This is a genomic window from Cryobacterium sp. PH31-O1 (assembly GCF_030063455.1).
Classification (GTDB): Bacteria; Actinomycetota; Actinomycetes; order Actinomycetales; family Microbacteriaceae; genus Cryobacterium.
Window position 1 is genome coordinate 358,124 of record NZ_JASITB010000002.1, and the last position, 16,513, is coordinate 374,636.

Below are 16,513 nucleotides of genomic sequence, written 5' to 3' on the forward strand. Positions count from 1 at the left end.
ATGGGGTGGGTGTGGTGGCGTGCAGGGAGCTGGCGGCCAGAACGCCAACACTACCCTAACGTTAGAGTTAAGTTGAAGAGAGGTTCGGGCATGGAGCCAGAAACACCCGCAGTCACGATGCACATCGGTGAGCTCGCTGGGAAGACCGGACTCTCGCTACGCACGATCCGGCACTACGACGAGGTCGGCCTCCTGAAGCCGACGGGACGCACCGATGGCGGTTTCCGCCTGTACACGCAGAACGATTACAGTCGGCTGATGCTCATTCGGCGCATGAAACCCCTCGGTTTCCCCCTCGAGGAAATGACCGCCCTCCTGCGTGTTATTGACACTCTGAGCCGCACGAGCAGCACGGGTGCGGCCGACCCGGGTGTTCGCCGCGAACTCAACGCCTTCATTACCGAGGCGGAGAATCGCCGCGGCAAGCTGCAGGAACAGCTCGCCATGGCCGACGAATTCCTGACGCTCCTTCGCGAGCAGTAGTACCCAGCTGGACCGCAAAAACGCCCGCCACTTTTCACTAAGACACTGGAAGGCAGGGGGTTTCTCGTGGCGGGACCGGTGGGAGTCCGCGGAACTGCCGGTAGATGTCTCTGGAGGGGCTCGCCTCGTCCGTCGGCGGCGCGATCGACCCAGAGGTCATCGGACACTTTCCGTAAGCGACCTGTGCGAGCTGAACTCCACCGATGCTTCGTCGATCCAGTAAGTCAGTCGCCGGAACTTTAAGGAAGTACATCTCGATCCGTGATTTGCCGTGTGGGCTAGACGGCCTGTCTCTCCACCATCAGGGCCTTCGTTCGCCGTCTCGGCCTGAGTTGGCCTTGACCGATGAGGATCGCAATAATCACGATGGTTCCGCCGACGATTTCGTTCCATCGGAGTGCCTCTCCGAGGATCAGGACGCCGAGGAGGACGCCGCCAATAGGGGTGAGGTACGTGACCGTGGAGGCGATGGTTGCGCCCCAGGCGTTGATGACGTTGGTGTACCAGATGTAGGCAAGCCCCGTGCCCACACCGCCGAGAACGACGACGCTGGCAACTATTCCCGGGGTCAAGGTGACCGTGCCGGTACCGATGACTGGCGTGAGCAGCAGGATGAGAATAGCGCCGGCGCCGATCTGTGAGGCGGAGACCGTAATAGCGTCGTAATCGTGGTCGCGGACGAACCGCCGGGTGTAGACGAACCCCAGACCGTAGCAGGTGGTTCCCCCGAGACAGGCCATCTGAGCCCAGAAGAACGTGGCGCTACCTGAATCGACGACGAGCCCACGCCACGGCTCGGCGACGAGGACCACTCCCCCAGCTGCGACGAAAAGACCGAGCAGCTTGACACGGGTCAGCCGCTCGCTGGGCAAGAATGCGAGGGCGACCAGCATGGTCGCGATCGGCGTTGTCGCGTTGTAGATGCTGGAAAGACCGGCTGGAAGATACTGCGCGGCCCAGGAAAAAAGAAGGAATGGAGCGACACACATGACGGCACCGATCGCGGCGAGGTGGCCCCATACGCGAAGCCCCCGCGGCCACCGCCGGCGCGTGGCCACCATAATGATCGCCAGTACGAGGGCACCGAAAAACAAACGGCCCAGCACGACCTGCGCCGGTGAGAGACCACCAACAGCGAGCTTAATGAAGAGAAAGCTCGCTCCCCAGACTGCCGCGGCACCCACGTACTGCGCCGTTAGAATCGCGCCGGAGCCGCCGCGCGCCGCTGGTCCCGTTGTCTTCGACAAGTTGCGTCTTTTCATCACACCAGTCTTCGTTAGGCTCATGGCATGAAACAAATGCATTCATCACATACTGACATGCTGAAAATCGATGGATCATCAATAACCCTCCGTCAACTCAGTGTGTTCGTTGCCGTAATTGACGAATCCGGGTTCGGCGCGGCGGCCGATCTCTTGCACATGAGCCAATCCGCCGTTTCACATGCCCTCGCGGCCATGGAACGATCTCTAGGTTTACCCCTCATCATTCGTGGGCCCCAGATCGCAGCGACCCCACTGGGCGAGGCCGTGTTACAGCATGCCCGAAGCGTTCTTGCCAGCCTCAGAGCCCTGCAAGCAGCAGCTGACCTCCACGTTAATGGCGCTGCGACGGGGACGGTTCGCCTCGCCGCTGCACCCACTGCCTCGCACCGGCTCGTGCCCGCACTCCTACAGCGGTGGCGCGCCGAACTTCCGGGGCTTGACATTCGCCTGTTCGAGGGTGGGGATGATGAACTCGAATTGTGGCTAACCAGTGGCATTGTTGATGCCGCCATTCTCATCGACCCCGACCCGATCCCTGAAGGTTCCGTCGTCCTGGCGCGCGACGATTTCCGCGCTGTGCTGCGCGCCGACCACCCACTTGCCGGCCTCGAGCGCGTCACGTTAGCGAGTCTCCAGGACGATCCGTTTCTGTCCTCGTCCAGCGGCAGTGAACCCAAAATCGCTACTCTCCACAAGATGGCCGGAGTGCCGTACCGACCCGCGCAGCGGGTGCATGAGTGCAGCACCCTGATCGGCATGGTCGAGGCAGAGCTCGGTGTCGCGATCCTTCCCTCCCTCGCTCGCTCGATGCTGACCGAGGGCGTGGTCATGATCGAGCTCGACCCAAGCCTGGAACGCACCCTCGTCTTCTCAGGGCCTCGCGACCGACCATGGCACCCCAGCGTTGAGCGCATGCGCGATATTGCTGCGGCTGGCGCGATTCATTTCTGACTATTGCATCAGACCGGCGGGTAATCCTGTTCGAAAACGCGTTCCTGTCCGGCATCGGTACCAAGTCCGCATGGCGGGAGGCCTTGCCCTTTGGAAACCATCCGACTCGTGTCACCACTAAACGGATTCCGCCAAAATGTTGACACGAGGGCTCTCTTGGCAAAGAAAAACCCTCTACTTCCCAGTGAAACACTGGGATGTAGGGGGTTTTTCGTGGCGGTACCGGTGGGATTTGAACCCACGGTGGAGTCTCCCCCACACGACTTTTCGAGAGTCGCACCTTCGGCCGCTCGGACACGGTACCGCCGTCGATCTTAGTAGAGACTGGGGGCCGACGCGAATCGGCAAACGTGCAGCAGACACACGGATGCCGCGGAGTAGCCTCAGCGGGTGACCTCACCGACCCCACGCATCCGCTCTCTCATCGCCACCGGAGCCGCCCTCATCGCGGCCGGTATCGCGCTGGGCACAACCTGGTGGCGGCGCGACCTGGAACAGCAGAAGGCCATTCTCAACGAGACCCTGCCGGTGCACTCGGCCTGGTGGCGCGCCCATGCCAAGCAACCGGGCGAGCTGCTCTACGTCGCGATCGGCGACAGCGCGGCCCAGGGCATCGGGGCTTCCAGCCCGAATAGGAGCTACGTCGGCGTCCTCGCCGATCACGTGCGTCTGGCAACCGGGCAGACGGTGCGCGTCGTGAACTTGAGCGTGTCGGGTGCCACCGTTGCTTTGGCCGTGCGTGATCAACTTCCACGCTTCGACAAACTCGAGCCAGACCTGGTCACGGTCGCAATCGGTGCCAACGACATTGCCTCGTTCAATTCGACGACTTTCGAATCGGGCATCCGCTCCGTATTCGCCGTTCTGCCGCCGCACGCCCTCGTCGCCGACCTCCCGTGCTTTCACCTCCCGCATAACGAGGTCAAGGTGGCCGTGGCCAACGAGATCATTCGCCGAGTCGCCGCCGAGCACGACCTCACCGTGGTTCCGCTGCACGCGACGACCAAGCGTTCGGGGTTTCGCAGCATCCTCACCCACGTTGCCAAGGATCTGTTCCACCCCAACGACCGCGGCTACCTGTCTTGGGCCGAAGCATTTCTGCCGGCGGTAGGCGCCGAAATCGCGCGCCGCTTCTCGGCGGTCAGCCAGACCTCAACCGACGCCGACTAGAGCCGGCACCCGCGCGCACGGCCGCCTGTCGGTGGCCCCGGCTAGGCTCGAAACATGGCAAAATCCGTCTCCTCTTTCCGTTGCTCCGAGTGCGGCTGGACCACCCTGAAATGGGCGGGCCGCTGCGGCGAATGCCAGCAGTGGGGCACCGTCGTCGATGCCGGCCAGAGCGCCGGCATCACCCGCAAGCTCAAGGCCATCACACTCGTCGGCGATGGCATCGCCCGCCCGATCACCCACGTCGAAACGGATGCCGCCGCTCACTGGCCGACCGGCATCAACGAATTCGACCGTGTGCTCGGCGGCGGCATCGTGCCCGGCTCGGTGATTCTGCTCAGCGGTGAGCCTGGCGTCGGCAAGTCCACCCTTCTGCTCGAGGTCGCGTCCAAGGCGGCCGCCGCGAAGAGCCGTGTGCTCTATGTCAGTGCCGAAGAGTCGGTCAGCCAGGTGCGGCTGCGCGCCGAACGCACCAACGCGCTCGAACCCGAACTTTATATCGCCGCCGAAACCGACCTCGGAGTCATCCTCGGGCAGATCGATGCCGTCAAGCCCGACCTCATCATCATTGACTCCGTGCAGACCGTGTCGAGCGCGCTCTCCGACGGGTCGCCGGGTATGCCCAGTCAGGTGCGGGAGGTAGCATCCACTCTGATTCGGGTCGCCAAAGATCGAGGCCTGCCGGTACTGCTCGTCGGTCACGTCACCAAAGACGGCTCGATCGCGGGGCCTCGGGTGCTCGAGCACCTGGTCGACGTGGTTTGTCAGTTCGAGGGCGACCGGCAGACCTCGCTGCGGTTTATTCGAGCTCTGAAGAACAGGTTCGGGCCTACCGACGAGGTCGGCTGCTTCGAGATGACCGGCGACGGCATCGCCGAGGTTCCCGACCCAAGCGGGCTTTTCCTCAGCCGCGCCACCGAACCCGTCGACGGCACCTGCGTCACCGTCGCGTTGGAAGGCCGTCGGGCGATGCCGGTTGAGGTCCAGGCCCTCGTCACCGACACCCAGGCACCGAACCCCCGCCGGGTCACCAGCGGCGTGGACTCCGCGCGCGTGGCCATGTTGCTCGCGGTGCTGCAGGAGCGGGCAGGCATGAATCTGTCGACCAAGGATGTCTACGTGTCGACGGTCGGCGGCATCCGTCTGAGTGAACCAGCCGCCGACCTGGCGATCGCGCTGGCCATCGCGTCAGCGTTCACCGGGCTGGCCGTGGCACACAACGTGGTCGCGTTCGGCGAGATCAGCCTGGCCGGCGAGGTACGCGGAGCACTCATGTCGAAGCAGCGAGTGAACGAGGCCGTCCGCCTGGGGTTCACCACCCAGATCGACGCCGCCTGCGGGTCGATCCACGCGGCGGTCGCCCTGGCACTCGGCACCACGCGCAAACCGCGCGACGCCGAACTCGACCGGGCGTGGAAATAGGGCAGGGCCGCCCGGTTCAGCTGCAGCGCGGTTATTCGCCGGCGCCCTGGCCGAGCTCAGGGCTCAGTGCCTTAAGCAGGTCGGCCGGAGCCGCCTGCATCACATTCGGTCCGGCAATGTCGAAGAAGACCATCTCCAGCGTCGAGGCGTGCACGGTGAGAAACTCTCGCAACCATTGACCGTCGCAGACCATGACCTGCGGGTTGATGTCGTCTGGCACCACACGCACGTAGTTCTCCGCCGCGGAGAAAAGCAGCAGCATCCGCTTCTCGGAGCCTTCTCGACCGAAAACACGCACCTGCGCCGCCTCGCCGTTCACGACGAGCTGCGGCACGATCATGTAATCGTTGCGCAGCGCATAGGCGACGGCGACGGCGTCTTGCGCCGCCAGGGCGGAGGCGAGAGCCTCGGAACGGGTGTTGGCAGTCGTATCGGTCACCCGTTCATTCAATCAGGCCGGACGGCTCGAGTCCCAGCTGGCAGCGCATGCCACGAGCGAACGGATGCCGCAGCCGCTAGTTCAGAATCATCAGCGCCGGGTCGGCCGCCTCAATTCCGTCCACGGTCACGTGCAGGTAGTACGACGCTCCGCCGGCCGGAACCGCAGTGCGAGTTTCAGCTTCACAGGTGTCAACGGCCGAGCGCGTGCGATCCCAGGTGATCGGTGTCGCGAGCGGCATGACTACCCCGGGCTTGAGCGTCACCTGGGCGTCAATCGGATCGGTCTGGCAGTCGGTCGAGGTCCAGTAGACGTCCGACCCGCTCATCACGGTGAACACCTGCCTGGCGTTACCGGCGTTGATCACACAGTCGGTCGTTCCGATGTTGGTCAGGCTCAGCGACAGCTGCGGCAGCGCGTCGGCCGCGTAATTCTTGGCGTCGGCGATGGCCGCAACCTGTACAGCGGACGGATCGCAGGCGGCACCGTCAACGGCGGTGGCCACCTCGGGAATCGTGGTGGCAGCATCCGTCGGTGCGGCCGACTCGGTCGAGTCGGCCGCCGGAGTTTTCGGGGCGTCTGCGTCGCCCTTGCTGGCTCCCGGTTGCACGATGATGAGAAAGAGAATGACGAGCACGGCCAGCAGGCCGAGCCCCACTACGAAACGTCGGCGCCGGTACACCTTGCTGGACTGGCGGCCGACCGGTTGCTTGATCGTCGACATGCCCCAAGGTTATTGATGATCGGAGCGACATCGCGGTAATACCGTGCGTGTCGGATCAATTTGCGCGGGAGAGGCCTCACTCAAGCGACGGGTTCCTGTCGCGGAGAGCGGGGCCCAACCAACTGCTGGGCCTAGTGCTGTGCACTCTTCGGTGGTTTCGGTGACTTTTTAGTCTTGCCAACCTTCACGGCTGTCCAGCCAATCACGTCTCCATCGGCGTTCTGTGCGGAGATTGCATATTTGCCGTGCTTGACGTCGTCTGCGACTGTGACACTCACGGTACCTTCCGCGTTCACCAGCAGCCAACCATCGAGGTTGTCGGCTTTTTTCTTGGAGTAGGCCCACACGGATACGTACTCTCCGGCGTGTTTCACTCCCACCTTGACGATCATCGTGTCCCCGGCCCGATAGGACCACTGGTCCGTCTCGATGTCATTCTTAAGCTTTTTCGTGAGCTCCTTCTTGGGTGCTGCTGTGGGCGCAACCCCCGGTTCGGCGCTCTCCGCAACGGCCACGGCAACGCGCACAATGGTGCCCGATGGCGCTGCGGTCATTTCCAGCACACTATTTTCGGTGGCATCTGTCGGCACGGTGACGGTGACGACGGCGGTGCCGGTCGAATCAACGGATGCCGTCCCCACGTCGGTCCCCGACCAGCGCAGCGCGAGCTGCGTGTTCTTCGGAGCCCCCAGGGACGTGAGATTGAGGCCACCCACCGTGAAGGTGAGTGTGTCACCCGCGTTAGCCGGCGCGCTGGGACCCCCGGTGACCGAGGCCTGGTTGGCGACGAAGGACGGGGTCAGTGGGCTGTTCTCCTGAAGATAGGAGATCCAGGCGTCTCGGTCGACTAGTCCGGAGTCGCGGGTCTGGGTTCCGTTCTTGAACTCGCGAAAGTTGTCACCACCGGTGAGGAGAAAATTGAACGAACCGATCCGGTAGGACCGCGCCGGGTCGATCTGTGCGCCGTCGATCCAAATACCCGTCACGCGGTCGCCCGCGGCCCGGCTGGAATCAAAGGTGTAGTTCACGTTGTCGCTCAGTCCAAGCTGCAGAAACGGACGGCTGGGAATCGTGCCATCGGCATTGGTCTGCCACTGCTGCTCGAGAACGGTTTTGAACTGTGCGCCCGTGAGGCTCGTCGTCCACAGGTTGTTCAGGAACGGAAGTACCGCGTTCGCTTCGGCGTAGGTCACGACACCGTCGGGAGCAAGCGAGAGGTCCGCGCGCATGCCACCCGGGTTGACGACGCCGATTTCAGCCCCGCCGATGGTGGGGTCTGCCAGCGAAGACCGCAGTGAGTTCGCGACGAGCGTGCCCAGGCTAGAGGGTGCCATGCGATTTTCGGCGCAGGGTGCCACTTTGTCAACGCAGGCTCGGGTGATGTCAGCGGTCACTGAACCCACCGGCACGCCCCCCTGAACAGCCGCCTCGGCCAGCGCCGCCGTCGTGATCGATTGAACTTCGGCAACCCGCGGATAGGCAGCAACGAGGTCGGCATCAGCAGCCGTGGAACGCGGCACGGTGCGGTTTTGCACCGTGGTCGTTTCGCCCGAAGCCACGTCATAGCTGAGGACGACCTGGCCGATGTTCTCGCCGTAACTGCCCGTTTGCAACACCGGGCGTTTCACGCCGTCGGCCGCGCCGGGAACCTGGGCGTTCCACGCGTACTGCTTGTGCGTGTGACCGGTGAAGATCGCGTCAACTTCGGCCGCAGTGTCGTTCACGATGCTGGCAAAAGCCCCTCCCGCTGCAAGCTCTTGCTCGAGCGTTGCACCATCGGGAATTCCCGCACCGGCACCCTCGTGATATTCGGCGATCAGAACGTCCGCTTCGCCGTTCGCTGGGTTGCCATCGCTGAGTTGGCCGGCAACGCGGTTGACGGCCGCAACGGGGTCACCGAAGCTCAGGGCCGCGATGCCGTTGGGCGAGACGAGCGAGGGGGTTTCCTGGGTCACGGCACCAATCACTCCCACGCGCACGCCGGCCACGTCGATGATGTCGTATTCCTGCATCGCGGGGGTTTCGGTACCGGCATCGTAAACGTTCGCACCGAGATAGTCGAAGCTGGCCGCGTCGGCCACTCGTCCGGTGAGGTCGCCGGAGCCCTGATCGAACTCGTGGTTGCCCACACCGGAGGCCGCGAGGCCAAGGGCATTGAGCACGTCAATGGTGGGCTGATCGTTCTGCGATGCCGAGGCGAAGAGAGAGGCGCCAATGTTGTCCCCGCCCGAGAGGAAGAGCGAGTTCGCGTCTTCGTACTCGGCGCGCAGCTGCTCAACGGTTCCCGCGAACTTGACGGTGTTGGAATCGATACGCCCGTGAAAGTCGTTGATGTTGAGCAGGTTGAGCTGGACCGCGGTGGGTGTTGTGAGGTTGAGGCCGAGCACGACCGGGTCGTGGTCCGACGACCGGTATGCGTCCGCGACATAGAAGTCGGTGACGTTGTTGTTATACCGGCTGTACTCGAGGGCGACCGACTCGACCGAGTTGATGTTCCAGACGTCGACCGCTTGAACCGTGGTGTCGGCCTCGGGCGATGCGAACACGTGGTCGAGCGAGCCGACCGTACCGCCAAAGGCGTAGGTGTATTCGCCGCTCTTGTTCGCCTGATTGATGTACCCGGCTTTCAGCAAGACCTGAATCGGGTCTTCGAGGTCGTAGGCGTTGAAGTCGCCGGTGAGAAAGACACGATCGATCCCCGAATCCGCCTTCATCTGATCGGCGAAAGCTACGAGCGCGGTCGCCTGCTCCACGCGGGTCGGGTTGGATGCACCCTGGCCGTCACCCTGATCGGCGTCAGCCCCGGTTCCGGAACCCTTGGACTTGAAGTGGTTCACAATGGCCAGAAAGCTGCTCTCGGTATCGCCGACGAGCGCAAATGCCTGAGCGAGCGGCTCGCGTGCACGACCGTTGAACGCTACCGACTCGGTGAGAATGATCGAATCTCCCACGGTTTCAACGACGGCAGGCTTATAGATAAAGGCGGTGCGAATCACGTCTTCACTGGCTGGAAGCGCCCGCGGTGAAGCCACGAACGACCAGATTTCACTGCCCGCCCCCGCATTCAGCGCCGCGGTCAGGTTGGCGAGGGCATCGTCGCGGTCTTTTCCAAAGGCGGCCGAGTTTTCGATCTCTTCAAGCGAGACCACGTCAGCGTCGAGGGCATTGATGGCCGCAACGATCTTGGCCTGCTGGCGTTCGAAACTGAGCTGGGTGGCGGCGCCGCGGGCGTCGCATCCGCTGCTGACGGTGGTCGGCACGCCGGCCCGGTCGGAGTAGTACCGGCAGCCCTCGAGGGAGTCGCCCGTGGTGGAGAAGTAGTTCAGAACGTTGAAACTTGCCAAGCGGATATCGCCACCTACGTCTTCGGGGGCGCTCGTGCGGGTGTCGGTGAAGGTTACGGGCTGCACGGTTGCGGAGTTTGAGCCGACGAGGGCCGTGGTCGGCTGGAATTTCCAGGTGTCGTTCCGAAAGTCGAAGATGACCGGCGATAGGAAAGACACCGCTGCACCGATGCGCACCGGATCGGTTACCGACAGGTACGGAACGGGGCTGCCCTGATTCGCGGCCGCCAGGTAGTTGGTCGTGGCGCCATCATCGAGGGTGACGGCCCGGCCGGCATTCTCGGCGAGAGCGTTCTGATACTCGGTCGAGCCCGGTAGCGCCGTTACGCTCGGATTCACGAGCGGGGTTGCGCCGGAGGCAAGGCCAATTTCGGCGTACTGGTTGGTCGTGTAGTTGTTGGTGATGGTGTAGTCGCCTTGCGGGGCGAGCAGCATACCCTCGAGGCTTTCGCGCTGTTCAGCGCTGGCCGGTAGCGACACCGTGGCCGGGGTCGGGGCGGCGACGTCGGTGTCGGCGAGTTGCGTGACGTCCTCGACGGTTCCAAAGGTGACCTCGGTCATGCCGAAGAATTCTACGACCGTACCGACAACCTGAACGTGGTCGCCGATCTGCACGTCGGCGGTTGCCGTGCTGGAATAAGCGAACACACCGTGTGAGGCCGTGTGGGTGGCGAAATCGATCTCGCCCCCGGTTTCCGCTGTCTGCAGATAGAACCCGTTGAATCCACCGCTCGGGTAGGAGGCCGTGACGACCCCGGACGTCTTGACGATGGTTCCAACCAGGGGGCTGGTATCCGTCGTGCCCTGAATTGCATCGATCGCAGTCGCCTCGCTGGGCAACGGGGTCGGATCGGGGTCTGGATCGGGTTCGACCGGGGTTCCCGTCTCCCCAGCCGCGTTTGTCGGCGTCGGGGCAGCAGCGCTGAAGTCGTCAGCGTTGACATCGCTGTCGACGAAGCCGGTGCGGTTCACCGAGGTGGTAACGGATGCGGCGGTAGCGGCCGTTCCCTCAAAGGTGTTTGAGCTGCCGTAGCCGATGAGATCGAGAATCTTGATCTGATCGATGAGTGAGCCGGTGGCGGGTGCGGTCAGCGCCGTGGGTTGATTCGCGAAGAAAATCGTGCCGGAGCCGGCGGCAAAGGAGGTGCCGAACGAGGCATCCGCTGTTGGAAGGGCCGCGCCATTGGCCGCGTTCGAGCTGCCCTGCACGAGGTAGTGCCCGCCGGCGGCGATGGTGCCGGTAAGGGCGATGACGCCTGTCGGGTTGGCGGTTCCTCCGGCAGAGCGGTACTGAATGGAGGTGCCGTCCAGGGATACGTCGGCAGTCGACGGGTTGTACAACTCGACAAACTTGTTGAGGTAGGTAGCTCCCGAACTTCCGCCATTCAGGTAGGCCTCATTGATGACCACTCCGGTACCAGCGGTGTTTGCGCTGGCGGGGAAGGCGATGAGTGGAGCGGCCGCGAGGCTCACCCCGAGAAGCGTGGCGAAAAACAGCCGGGAGCGGCTGCGAACGGCGGATGACATGGATCTCCTCATTCGTAGAACGATGGTCGTCTCATTACACCCGGGTTTGTACTCTCACAAATTCCCCCGGCGATTTGGTCCGGCGGGTGCAATAGTCGGCAGCCTAGCGATGCCCCACGACCGGGGGGTGAACTCCGCGTACTTTGCTCCTATGAGCACCCGATTCCGGCGCCACGCGCTGGTTTCAGCGGTGATGAGACCTGCCCCCGCACTTATTCGCTAGTTCAGGCGCTTCACCATGCGGGTGTTGCCGAGCGTGTTGGGCTTGACCCTGGCGAGGTCGAGAAACTCGGCGACGCCCTCATCGGGCGAGCGCACGAGCTCGGCGTAGATGGCCGGATCGACCGTTTCGGTGCCCATGTCGCTGAAACCGTTGCGGGTGAAGAAGCCCAACTCGAAGGTAAGGCAGAACAGTCGGCTCAGGCCGAGGTCGCGGGCATCCGCTTCGAGGCGCTGCATCATGGTGTAGCCGACCCCGCGGCCGAGCCACTCGGCGTCGACGGCCAGAGTGCGCACCTCGCCGAGGTCTTCCCACATGACGTGCAGGGCGCCGCAGCCAATCAGATTTCCGGCTGAATCTACTGCCACCCGAAATTCCTGCACCGCCTCGTAGAAGACGACGCGGTCCTTACCGAGCAGGATGCGCTGCTGCACAAGCGGCTCAACGAGCGCTTCGATGCCGGGTACGTCGCTCGTACGCGCGCGGCGCACCGAATAGTCCAGTTCGGGTAGTTCCGGTGCGGTCTGCTGCAGTTCAGTCACGCCAATCGGCCCCTTTCGTGGCTAATTCAGGATCAAACCACCAGTCTAGGGAGCCTGCCGCATGATTCTGCAGCCGCAGACCCCCACCACCACCCTTCTTCCTGATTTAGCCCCCACTTTTCCCTTTCACCAGAACGGATGCCGCCTCCCGCCGGCTAACCACCGGCATAACTCCTGCAAATTGGAGGGGCTCCGACAGCGAACCCCGGAATGACGCGGAAGTTCCCTGCGGCCGTAAGAATTTGCAGGAGTTATGCCGGACGGGCCCTGGGGCCGGACACAGAAAGGGCCCGGCAGACGAATCTGCCGGGCCCCTTCTGAACTTCTAGTCGCTCGTTATGGCCAGGTCGGGAGTAGCGGGACCTGTTCCTACAGCGGCGGCGGTGTTCACTCCGACGCCGACCGGGTCAACCCGGCTCGTCGTGGTGAAGACGTACGCCCCGTCGATGTAATCCACGTGCACGTGGTCACCGGCGTTGAGCTCGCCCTGCAGGATTTTCTCCGACAGGCGGTCCTCCACCTCACGCTGGATGGCGCGACGCAGCGGGCGAGCACCGAGCGTCGGGTCGAATCCGACCTCGATCAGGTGCTCCTTGGCGGGAACGGTGACCTCGACGGTCATGTCCCGGTCGAGCAGGCGCACGCCCAGACGCTTGATGAACAGGTCGACGATCTGCAGCAACTCGGGCTTGGTCAGCTGCGGGAACACGATGATTTCGTCGACGCGGTTGAGGAATTCGGGCTTGAAGTGCTTCTTCAGCTCGTCTTTCACCTTGCCGGCCATGCGCTCGTACCCGGTGGTGGAGTCGCCTTCCAGCTGGAAGCCGACCGGTCCGCCCGAAATGTCCTTGGTGCCGAGGTTAGTGGTCATGATGATGACGGTGTTCTTGAAGTCGACGACGCGACCCTGACCATCCGTCAACCGGCCCTCTTCCAGAATCTGGAGCAAGGAGTTGAAGATGTCGGGGTGAGCCTTCTCGATCTCATCGAACAGCACCACGGAGAACGGCTTGCGCCGCACCTTCTCGGTGAGCTGGCCGCCCTCTTCGAAGCCGACGAACCCGGGAGGCGCACCGAACAGGCGTGACACGGTGTGCTTCTCGCCGTACTCGCTCATGTCGAGCGAGATCATGGCGGCTTCGTCGTCGAACAGGAACTCGGCGAGCGCCTTGGCAAGCTCCGTCTTACCGACACCGGTCGGGCCGGCGAAGACGAAGGAACCGGAGGGACGCTTCGGGTCCTTCAGCCCAGCGCGGGTACGACGGATGGTCTTGGCGAGCGCCGAAATGGCCTCTTCCTGACCGATGACGCGCTGGTGCAGTGCCTTTTCCATGAAGACGAGCCGCGAGGACTCTTCCTCGGTGAGCTTGAACACCGGGATACCGGTGGCCTGGGCGAGGACTTCGGCGATCAGGCCTTCGTCGACGACCGCGGTGGTCTTGACGTCGCCCGACTTCCACTTCTTCTCGAGGCGCAGACGCTCGCCGAGGAGGTTCTTCTCCTCGTCGCGCAGGCCGGCGGCCTTCTCGAAGTCCTGCTCTTCGATGGCGAGTTCCTTGGCGGCGCGCACCACGGCGATCTTCTCGTCGAATTCGCGCAGCTCGGGCGGGGACGACAGGATCGACAGGCGCAGGCGGGCGCCGGCCTCATCGATCAGGTCGATGGCCTTGTCGGGCAGGAACCGGTCGGAGACGTAGCGGTCGGCGAGGTTCGCCGCGGCCACGAGGGCGCCGTCGGTGATCGACACCTTGTGGTGGGCTTCGTAGCGGTCGCGCAGACCCTTGAGAATGTTGATGGTGTGCGGCAGCGACGGTTCGTTCACCTGGATCGGCTGGAAGCGACGCTCGAGGGCGGCATCCTTCTCGAAGTGCTTGCGGTACTCGTCGAGTGTGGTCGCACCAATGGTCTGCAGCTCACCGCGGGCGAGGAGGGGCTTCAGGATCGACGCTGCGTCGATGGCGCCCTCGGCGGCTCCGGCACCCACGAGGGTGTGGATCTCGTCAATGAAGACGATGATGTCGCCGCGGGTGCGGATCTCCTTGGTGACCTTCTTCAGGCGCTCTTCGAAGTCACCGCGGTAGCGGCTTCCGGCGATCAGCGAGCCCAGGTCGAGCGAGTAGAGCTGCTTGTCTTTGAGGGTCTCGGGCACATCGCCCTTGACGATGGCCTGGGCGAGGCCCTCCACGACGGCCGTCTTACCGACACCGGGCTCACCGATCAACACGGGGTTGTTCTTGGTACGCCGCGAGAGGATCTGCATGACCCGCTCGATTTCTTTCTCGCGCCCGATCACCGGGTCGAGTTTGTTGTCGCGGGCCATCTGGGTGAGGTTGCGTCCGAACTGGTCGAGCACCTGGCTGCCGGCCGTGTTGGCCGCCTGCTCGTTGGCGCCGACCTGCACCTGCTCCTTGCCCTGGTAACCAGAGAGAAGCTGAATGACCTGCTGGCGCACACGGTTGAGGTCGGCGCCGAGCTTCACCAGAACCTGGGCGGCGACACCCTCACCCTCGCGAATGAGACCGAGCAGAATGTGCTCGGTACCGATGTAGTTGTGGCCGAGCTGTAGCGCTTCGCGCAGGCTCAACTCGAGGACCTTCTTCGCACGCGGCGTGAAGGGGATGTGGCCGGTGGGCTGCTGCTGCCCCTGGCCGATGATGTCCTGAACCTGCTCGCGCACGGCGTCGAGCGAGATACCCAGGCTCTCCAGAGCCTTTGCGGCGACGCCTTCACCCTCGTGAATCAGCCCGAGCAGAATGTGCTCGGTACCGATGTAGTTGTGGTTGAGCATCTTGGCCTCTTCCTGGGCCAAAACGACGACGCGACGAGCTCGGTCGGTAAATCTCTCAAACATATGATCGCTCCCTTGGCGCCAGGGCAGTTGGTGCCGTTACATCGAGAGTAACCAGCCTGCGCCGCTCGCGCGTGTTTGTTCGCCGTAGGCGTGACGGATGCTGCGCGCGGCTGCTCACTGCACGGCGGAGGTGAGCCGGGCGAGGTTATCGAGAATCGTGGAACGCAACGGCTGCTTGCGCCATTCGTCGAGGGTGAGCTCGCGGCTGTTTAGCCTGTTCTGGTCTTCCATGGCCCGCAGGTTACGCACGAACGACCGGCCGCGCACCATGAGCGACACCTCCATGTTCAGGCTGAACGAGCGCTGGTCCATATTGCTAGACCCGACGACGGCGACCTCGTCGTCGATCGTGAAGTGCTTCGCGTGCAGAATGTACGGCGCCTTGTACATGTAAATGTGCACGCCGGCGGTCAACAGTTCCTCATAGTAGGAGCGCTGCGCGTGGTAGACCACGGCCTGGTCACCGATCTCAGACACGAATAGTTCCACGTGCAGCCCCCGCTGCACGGCTGTTGTGATGGCGTACATGATCGACTCGTCCGGTACGAAGTACGGGCTCGTGATAATGATGCGATCCTGCGCGTAATAGAGCAGCGCGAGGAACAGGCGCAGGTTGTTCTCCCCCTTGAACCCGGGGCCGCTCGGCACTACCTGGCAGTCGAGGGCATCGGTCACCGGCCGCGGATGAACCGGCTCGATGTCGCGGGTGAGCAGTTCATTGGTTTCGCTGTACCAGTCGGTGATGAAGATCGCGTTGAGGCCCGACACGATCGGTCCCTCCAGCCGGGTCATGAAGTCTTTCCACTGCAGGCCGCGGCGAATGTTGCTTTTCATGTTGTACGAGCGGTCGATGATGTTCTGCGACCCCATGAACCCGACCATGCCGTCAACGATGAGCAGTTTGCGATGATTGCGCAGGTCGGGTCGCTGCCATTTGCCCTTGAACGGCTGCACCGGCAGCATGAGGTGCCACGCGATGCCCGCATCCGTCAGGCGTTTCTTGGTCTGGCGAAAGCCGGGCTTGCGCATGGACTGAATGTGGTCCATCAGCACCCGCACGCTGACACCACGATTGTGCGCATTTTCGAGGGCATCAAAGAAGGGTGCGGTGGTGTGATCGAGCGAGAGGATGTAAAACTCGACGTGCACGTACTTCCTGGCCTGGTCGATGTCGGCGATCATGGTGTCGAACGCCACCTGGTATTCGCCGATCAGGCTCGCCGTATTGTCGCCGACCAGCGGCATGGCTCCCAGGTTGCGGTTGAGTTCGACAACTGATTCGAGCCAGCCGGGCCACGGGTGGTCGCGGCGCACCAGTTCCATACCCTCGGTGCTGTCGAGAATGAACTTATTGATCTCATCCTGCATTAATCGGCGCTTCTTCGGCAGCGTGCGGTAACCGATCAGCAGGAACAGCAGCACACCCAGGTAGGGAATGAAGAAGATGGTCAGCAACCAGGCCATCCCCGACATCGGGCGTCGGTTGCGGGGCACCACGATGATGGCAACGACGCGAACCGAGAAGTCGATGATCAGGGCCAGCAGAACGGTGATGGTCGAGCCGTCGATGCCGAACAT

Annotated in this window: 11 protein-coding genes and 1 tRNA gene; 4 read left to right on the top strand and 8 right to left on the bottom strand. The window is 63.2% G+C overall.

Annotated features, from left to right (window positions below):
* Positions 1-90: 90 nt before the first annotated feature.
* Positions 91-483, top strand: coding sequence for a MerR family transcriptional regulator (locus tag QMK31_RS06500; RefSeq protein WP_283500121.1), 393 nt, complete (start codon positions 91-93; stop codon positions 481-483).
* Positions 484-761: 278 nt separating this feature from the next.
* Here QMK31_RS06500 and QMK31_RS06505 read toward each other — a convergent pair whose 3' ends face one another.
* On the bottom strand, positions 762-1,745 hold the full coding sequence (locus QMK31_RS06505; protein ID WP_283500122.1) for a DMT family transporter: 984 nt from the start codon (positions 1,743-1,745) through the stop codon (positions 762-764).
* 57 nt (positions 1,746-1,802) lie between these two features.
* Here QMK31_RS06505 and QMK31_RS06510 point away from each other — a divergent pair, with 57 nt between their 5' ends.
* Positions 1,803-2,699 carry a LysR family transcriptional regulator gene (locus QMK31_RS06510; RefSeq protein ID WP_283500123.1) on the top strand — a complete coding sequence of 299 codons (897 nt, stop codon included), beginning with the start codon at positions 1,803-1,805 and terminating at the stop codon, positions 2,697-2,699.
* Between the two features lie 214 nt (positions 2,700-2,913).
* On the opposite strand, the gene QMK31_RS06515 is transcribed toward QMK31_RS06510, so the two are convergent.
* Positions 2,914-3,003 (bottom strand) — tRNA-Ser (locus tag QMK31_RS06515).
* 86 nt (positions 3,004-3,089) lie between these two features.
* Between QMK31_RS06515 and QMK31_RS06520 the strand changes: the two genes are divergently transcribed.
* Complete coding sequence (locus tag QMK31_RS06520; protein WP_283500124.1) at positions 3,090-3,869, top strand: SGNH/GDSL hydrolase family protein; 780 nt, start codon at positions 3,090-3,092, stop codon at positions 3,867-3,869.
* A gap of 54 nt (positions 3,870-3,923) precedes the next feature.
* Positions 3,924-5,288, top strand: coding sequence for a DNA repair protein RadA (gene radA, locus QMK31_RS06525; protein ID WP_283500125.1), 1,365 nt, complete (start codon positions 3,924-3,926; stop codon positions 5,286-5,288).
* Between the two features lie 31 nt (positions 5,289-5,319).
* Here the strand turns inward: radA and QMK31_RS06530 are convergent, their stop codons facing one another.
* The 6 genes from QMK31_RS06530 to cls all read right to left on the bottom strand — a co-directional run bounded on the left by QMK31_RS06530 (position 5,320) and on the right by cls (position 16,513).
* Complete coding sequence (locus QMK31_RS06530; protein ID WP_283500126.1) at positions 5,320-5,727, bottom strand: dehydrogenase; 408 nt, start codon at positions 5,725-5,727, stop codon at positions 5,320-5,322.
* A gap of 76 nt (positions 5,728-5,803) precedes the next feature.
* Complete coding sequence (locus QMK31_RS06535) at positions 5,804-6,451, bottom strand: hypothetical protein (protein WP_283500128.1); 648 nt, start codon at positions 6,449-6,451, stop codon at positions 5,804-5,806.
* A 131-nt stretch (positions 6,452-6,582) separates the two neighbouring features.
* Positions 6,583-11,322, bottom strand: coding sequence for an ExeM/NucH family extracellular endonuclease (locus QMK31_RS06540; RefSeq protein WP_283500129.1), 4,740 nt, complete (start codon positions 11,320-11,322; stop codon positions 6,583-6,585).
* A 219-nt stretch (positions 11,323-11,541) separates the two neighbouring features.
* Positions 11,542-12,084, bottom strand: a complete 543-nt coding sequence (locus QMK31_RS06545; protein ID WP_283500130.1) for an amino-acid N-acetyltransferase — start codon at positions 12,082-12,084, stop codon at positions 11,542-11,544.
* 325 nt (positions 12,085-12,409) lie between these two features.
* Complete coding sequence (locus tag QMK31_RS06550) at positions 12,410-14,935, bottom strand: ATP-dependent Clp protease ATP-binding subunit (protein WP_283500131.1); 2,526 nt, start codon at positions 14,933-14,935, stop codon at positions 12,410-12,412.
* A gap of 114 nt (positions 14,936-15,049) precedes the next feature.
* Positions 15,050-16,513 carry a cardiolipin synthase gene (gene cls / locus QMK31_RS06555; RefSeq protein WP_283500132.1) on the bottom strand — a complete coding sequence of 488 codons (1,464 nt, stop codon included), beginning with the start codon at positions 16,511-16,513 and terminating at the stop codon, positions 15,050-15,052.

What these genes read in the sequence shown, in the direction of transcription:
- QMK31_RS06500 (WP_283500121.1), top strand. Translation starts at nt 91, where the DNA reads ATGGAGCCAGAAACACCCGCAGTCACGATGCACATCGGTGAGCTCGCT.
- QMK31_RS06505 (WP_283500122.1), bottom strand. Translation starts at nt 1,745, where the DNA reads ATGAAAAGACGCAACTTGTCGAAGACAACGGGACCAGCGGCGCGCGGC.
- QMK31_RS06510 (WP_283500123.1), top strand. Translation starts at nt 1,803, where the DNA reads ATGCTGAAAATCGATGGATCATCAATAACCCTCCGTCAACTCAGTGTG.
- radA (WP_283500125.1), top strand. Translation starts at nt 3,924, where the DNA reads ATGGCAAAATCCGTCTCCTCTTTCCGTTGCTCCGAGTGCGGCTGGACC.
- QMK31_RS06535 (WP_283500128.1), bottom strand. Translation starts at nt 6,451, where the DNA reads ATGTCGACGATCAAGCAACCGGTCGGCCGCCAGTCCAGCAAGGTGTAC.
- QMK31_RS06540 (WP_283500129.1), bottom strand. Translation starts at nt 11,322, where the DNA reads ATGTCATCCGCCGTTCGCAGCCGCTCCCGGCTGTTTTTCGCCACGCTT.
- QMK31_RS06550 (WP_283500131.1), bottom strand. Translation starts at nt 14,935, where the DNA reads ATGTTTGAGAGATTTACCGACCGAGCTCGTCGCGTCGTCGTTTTGGCC.
- cls (WP_283500132.1), bottom strand. Translation starts at nt 16,513, where the DNA reads ATGTTCGGCATCGACGGCTCGACCATCACCGTTCTGCTGGCCCTGATC.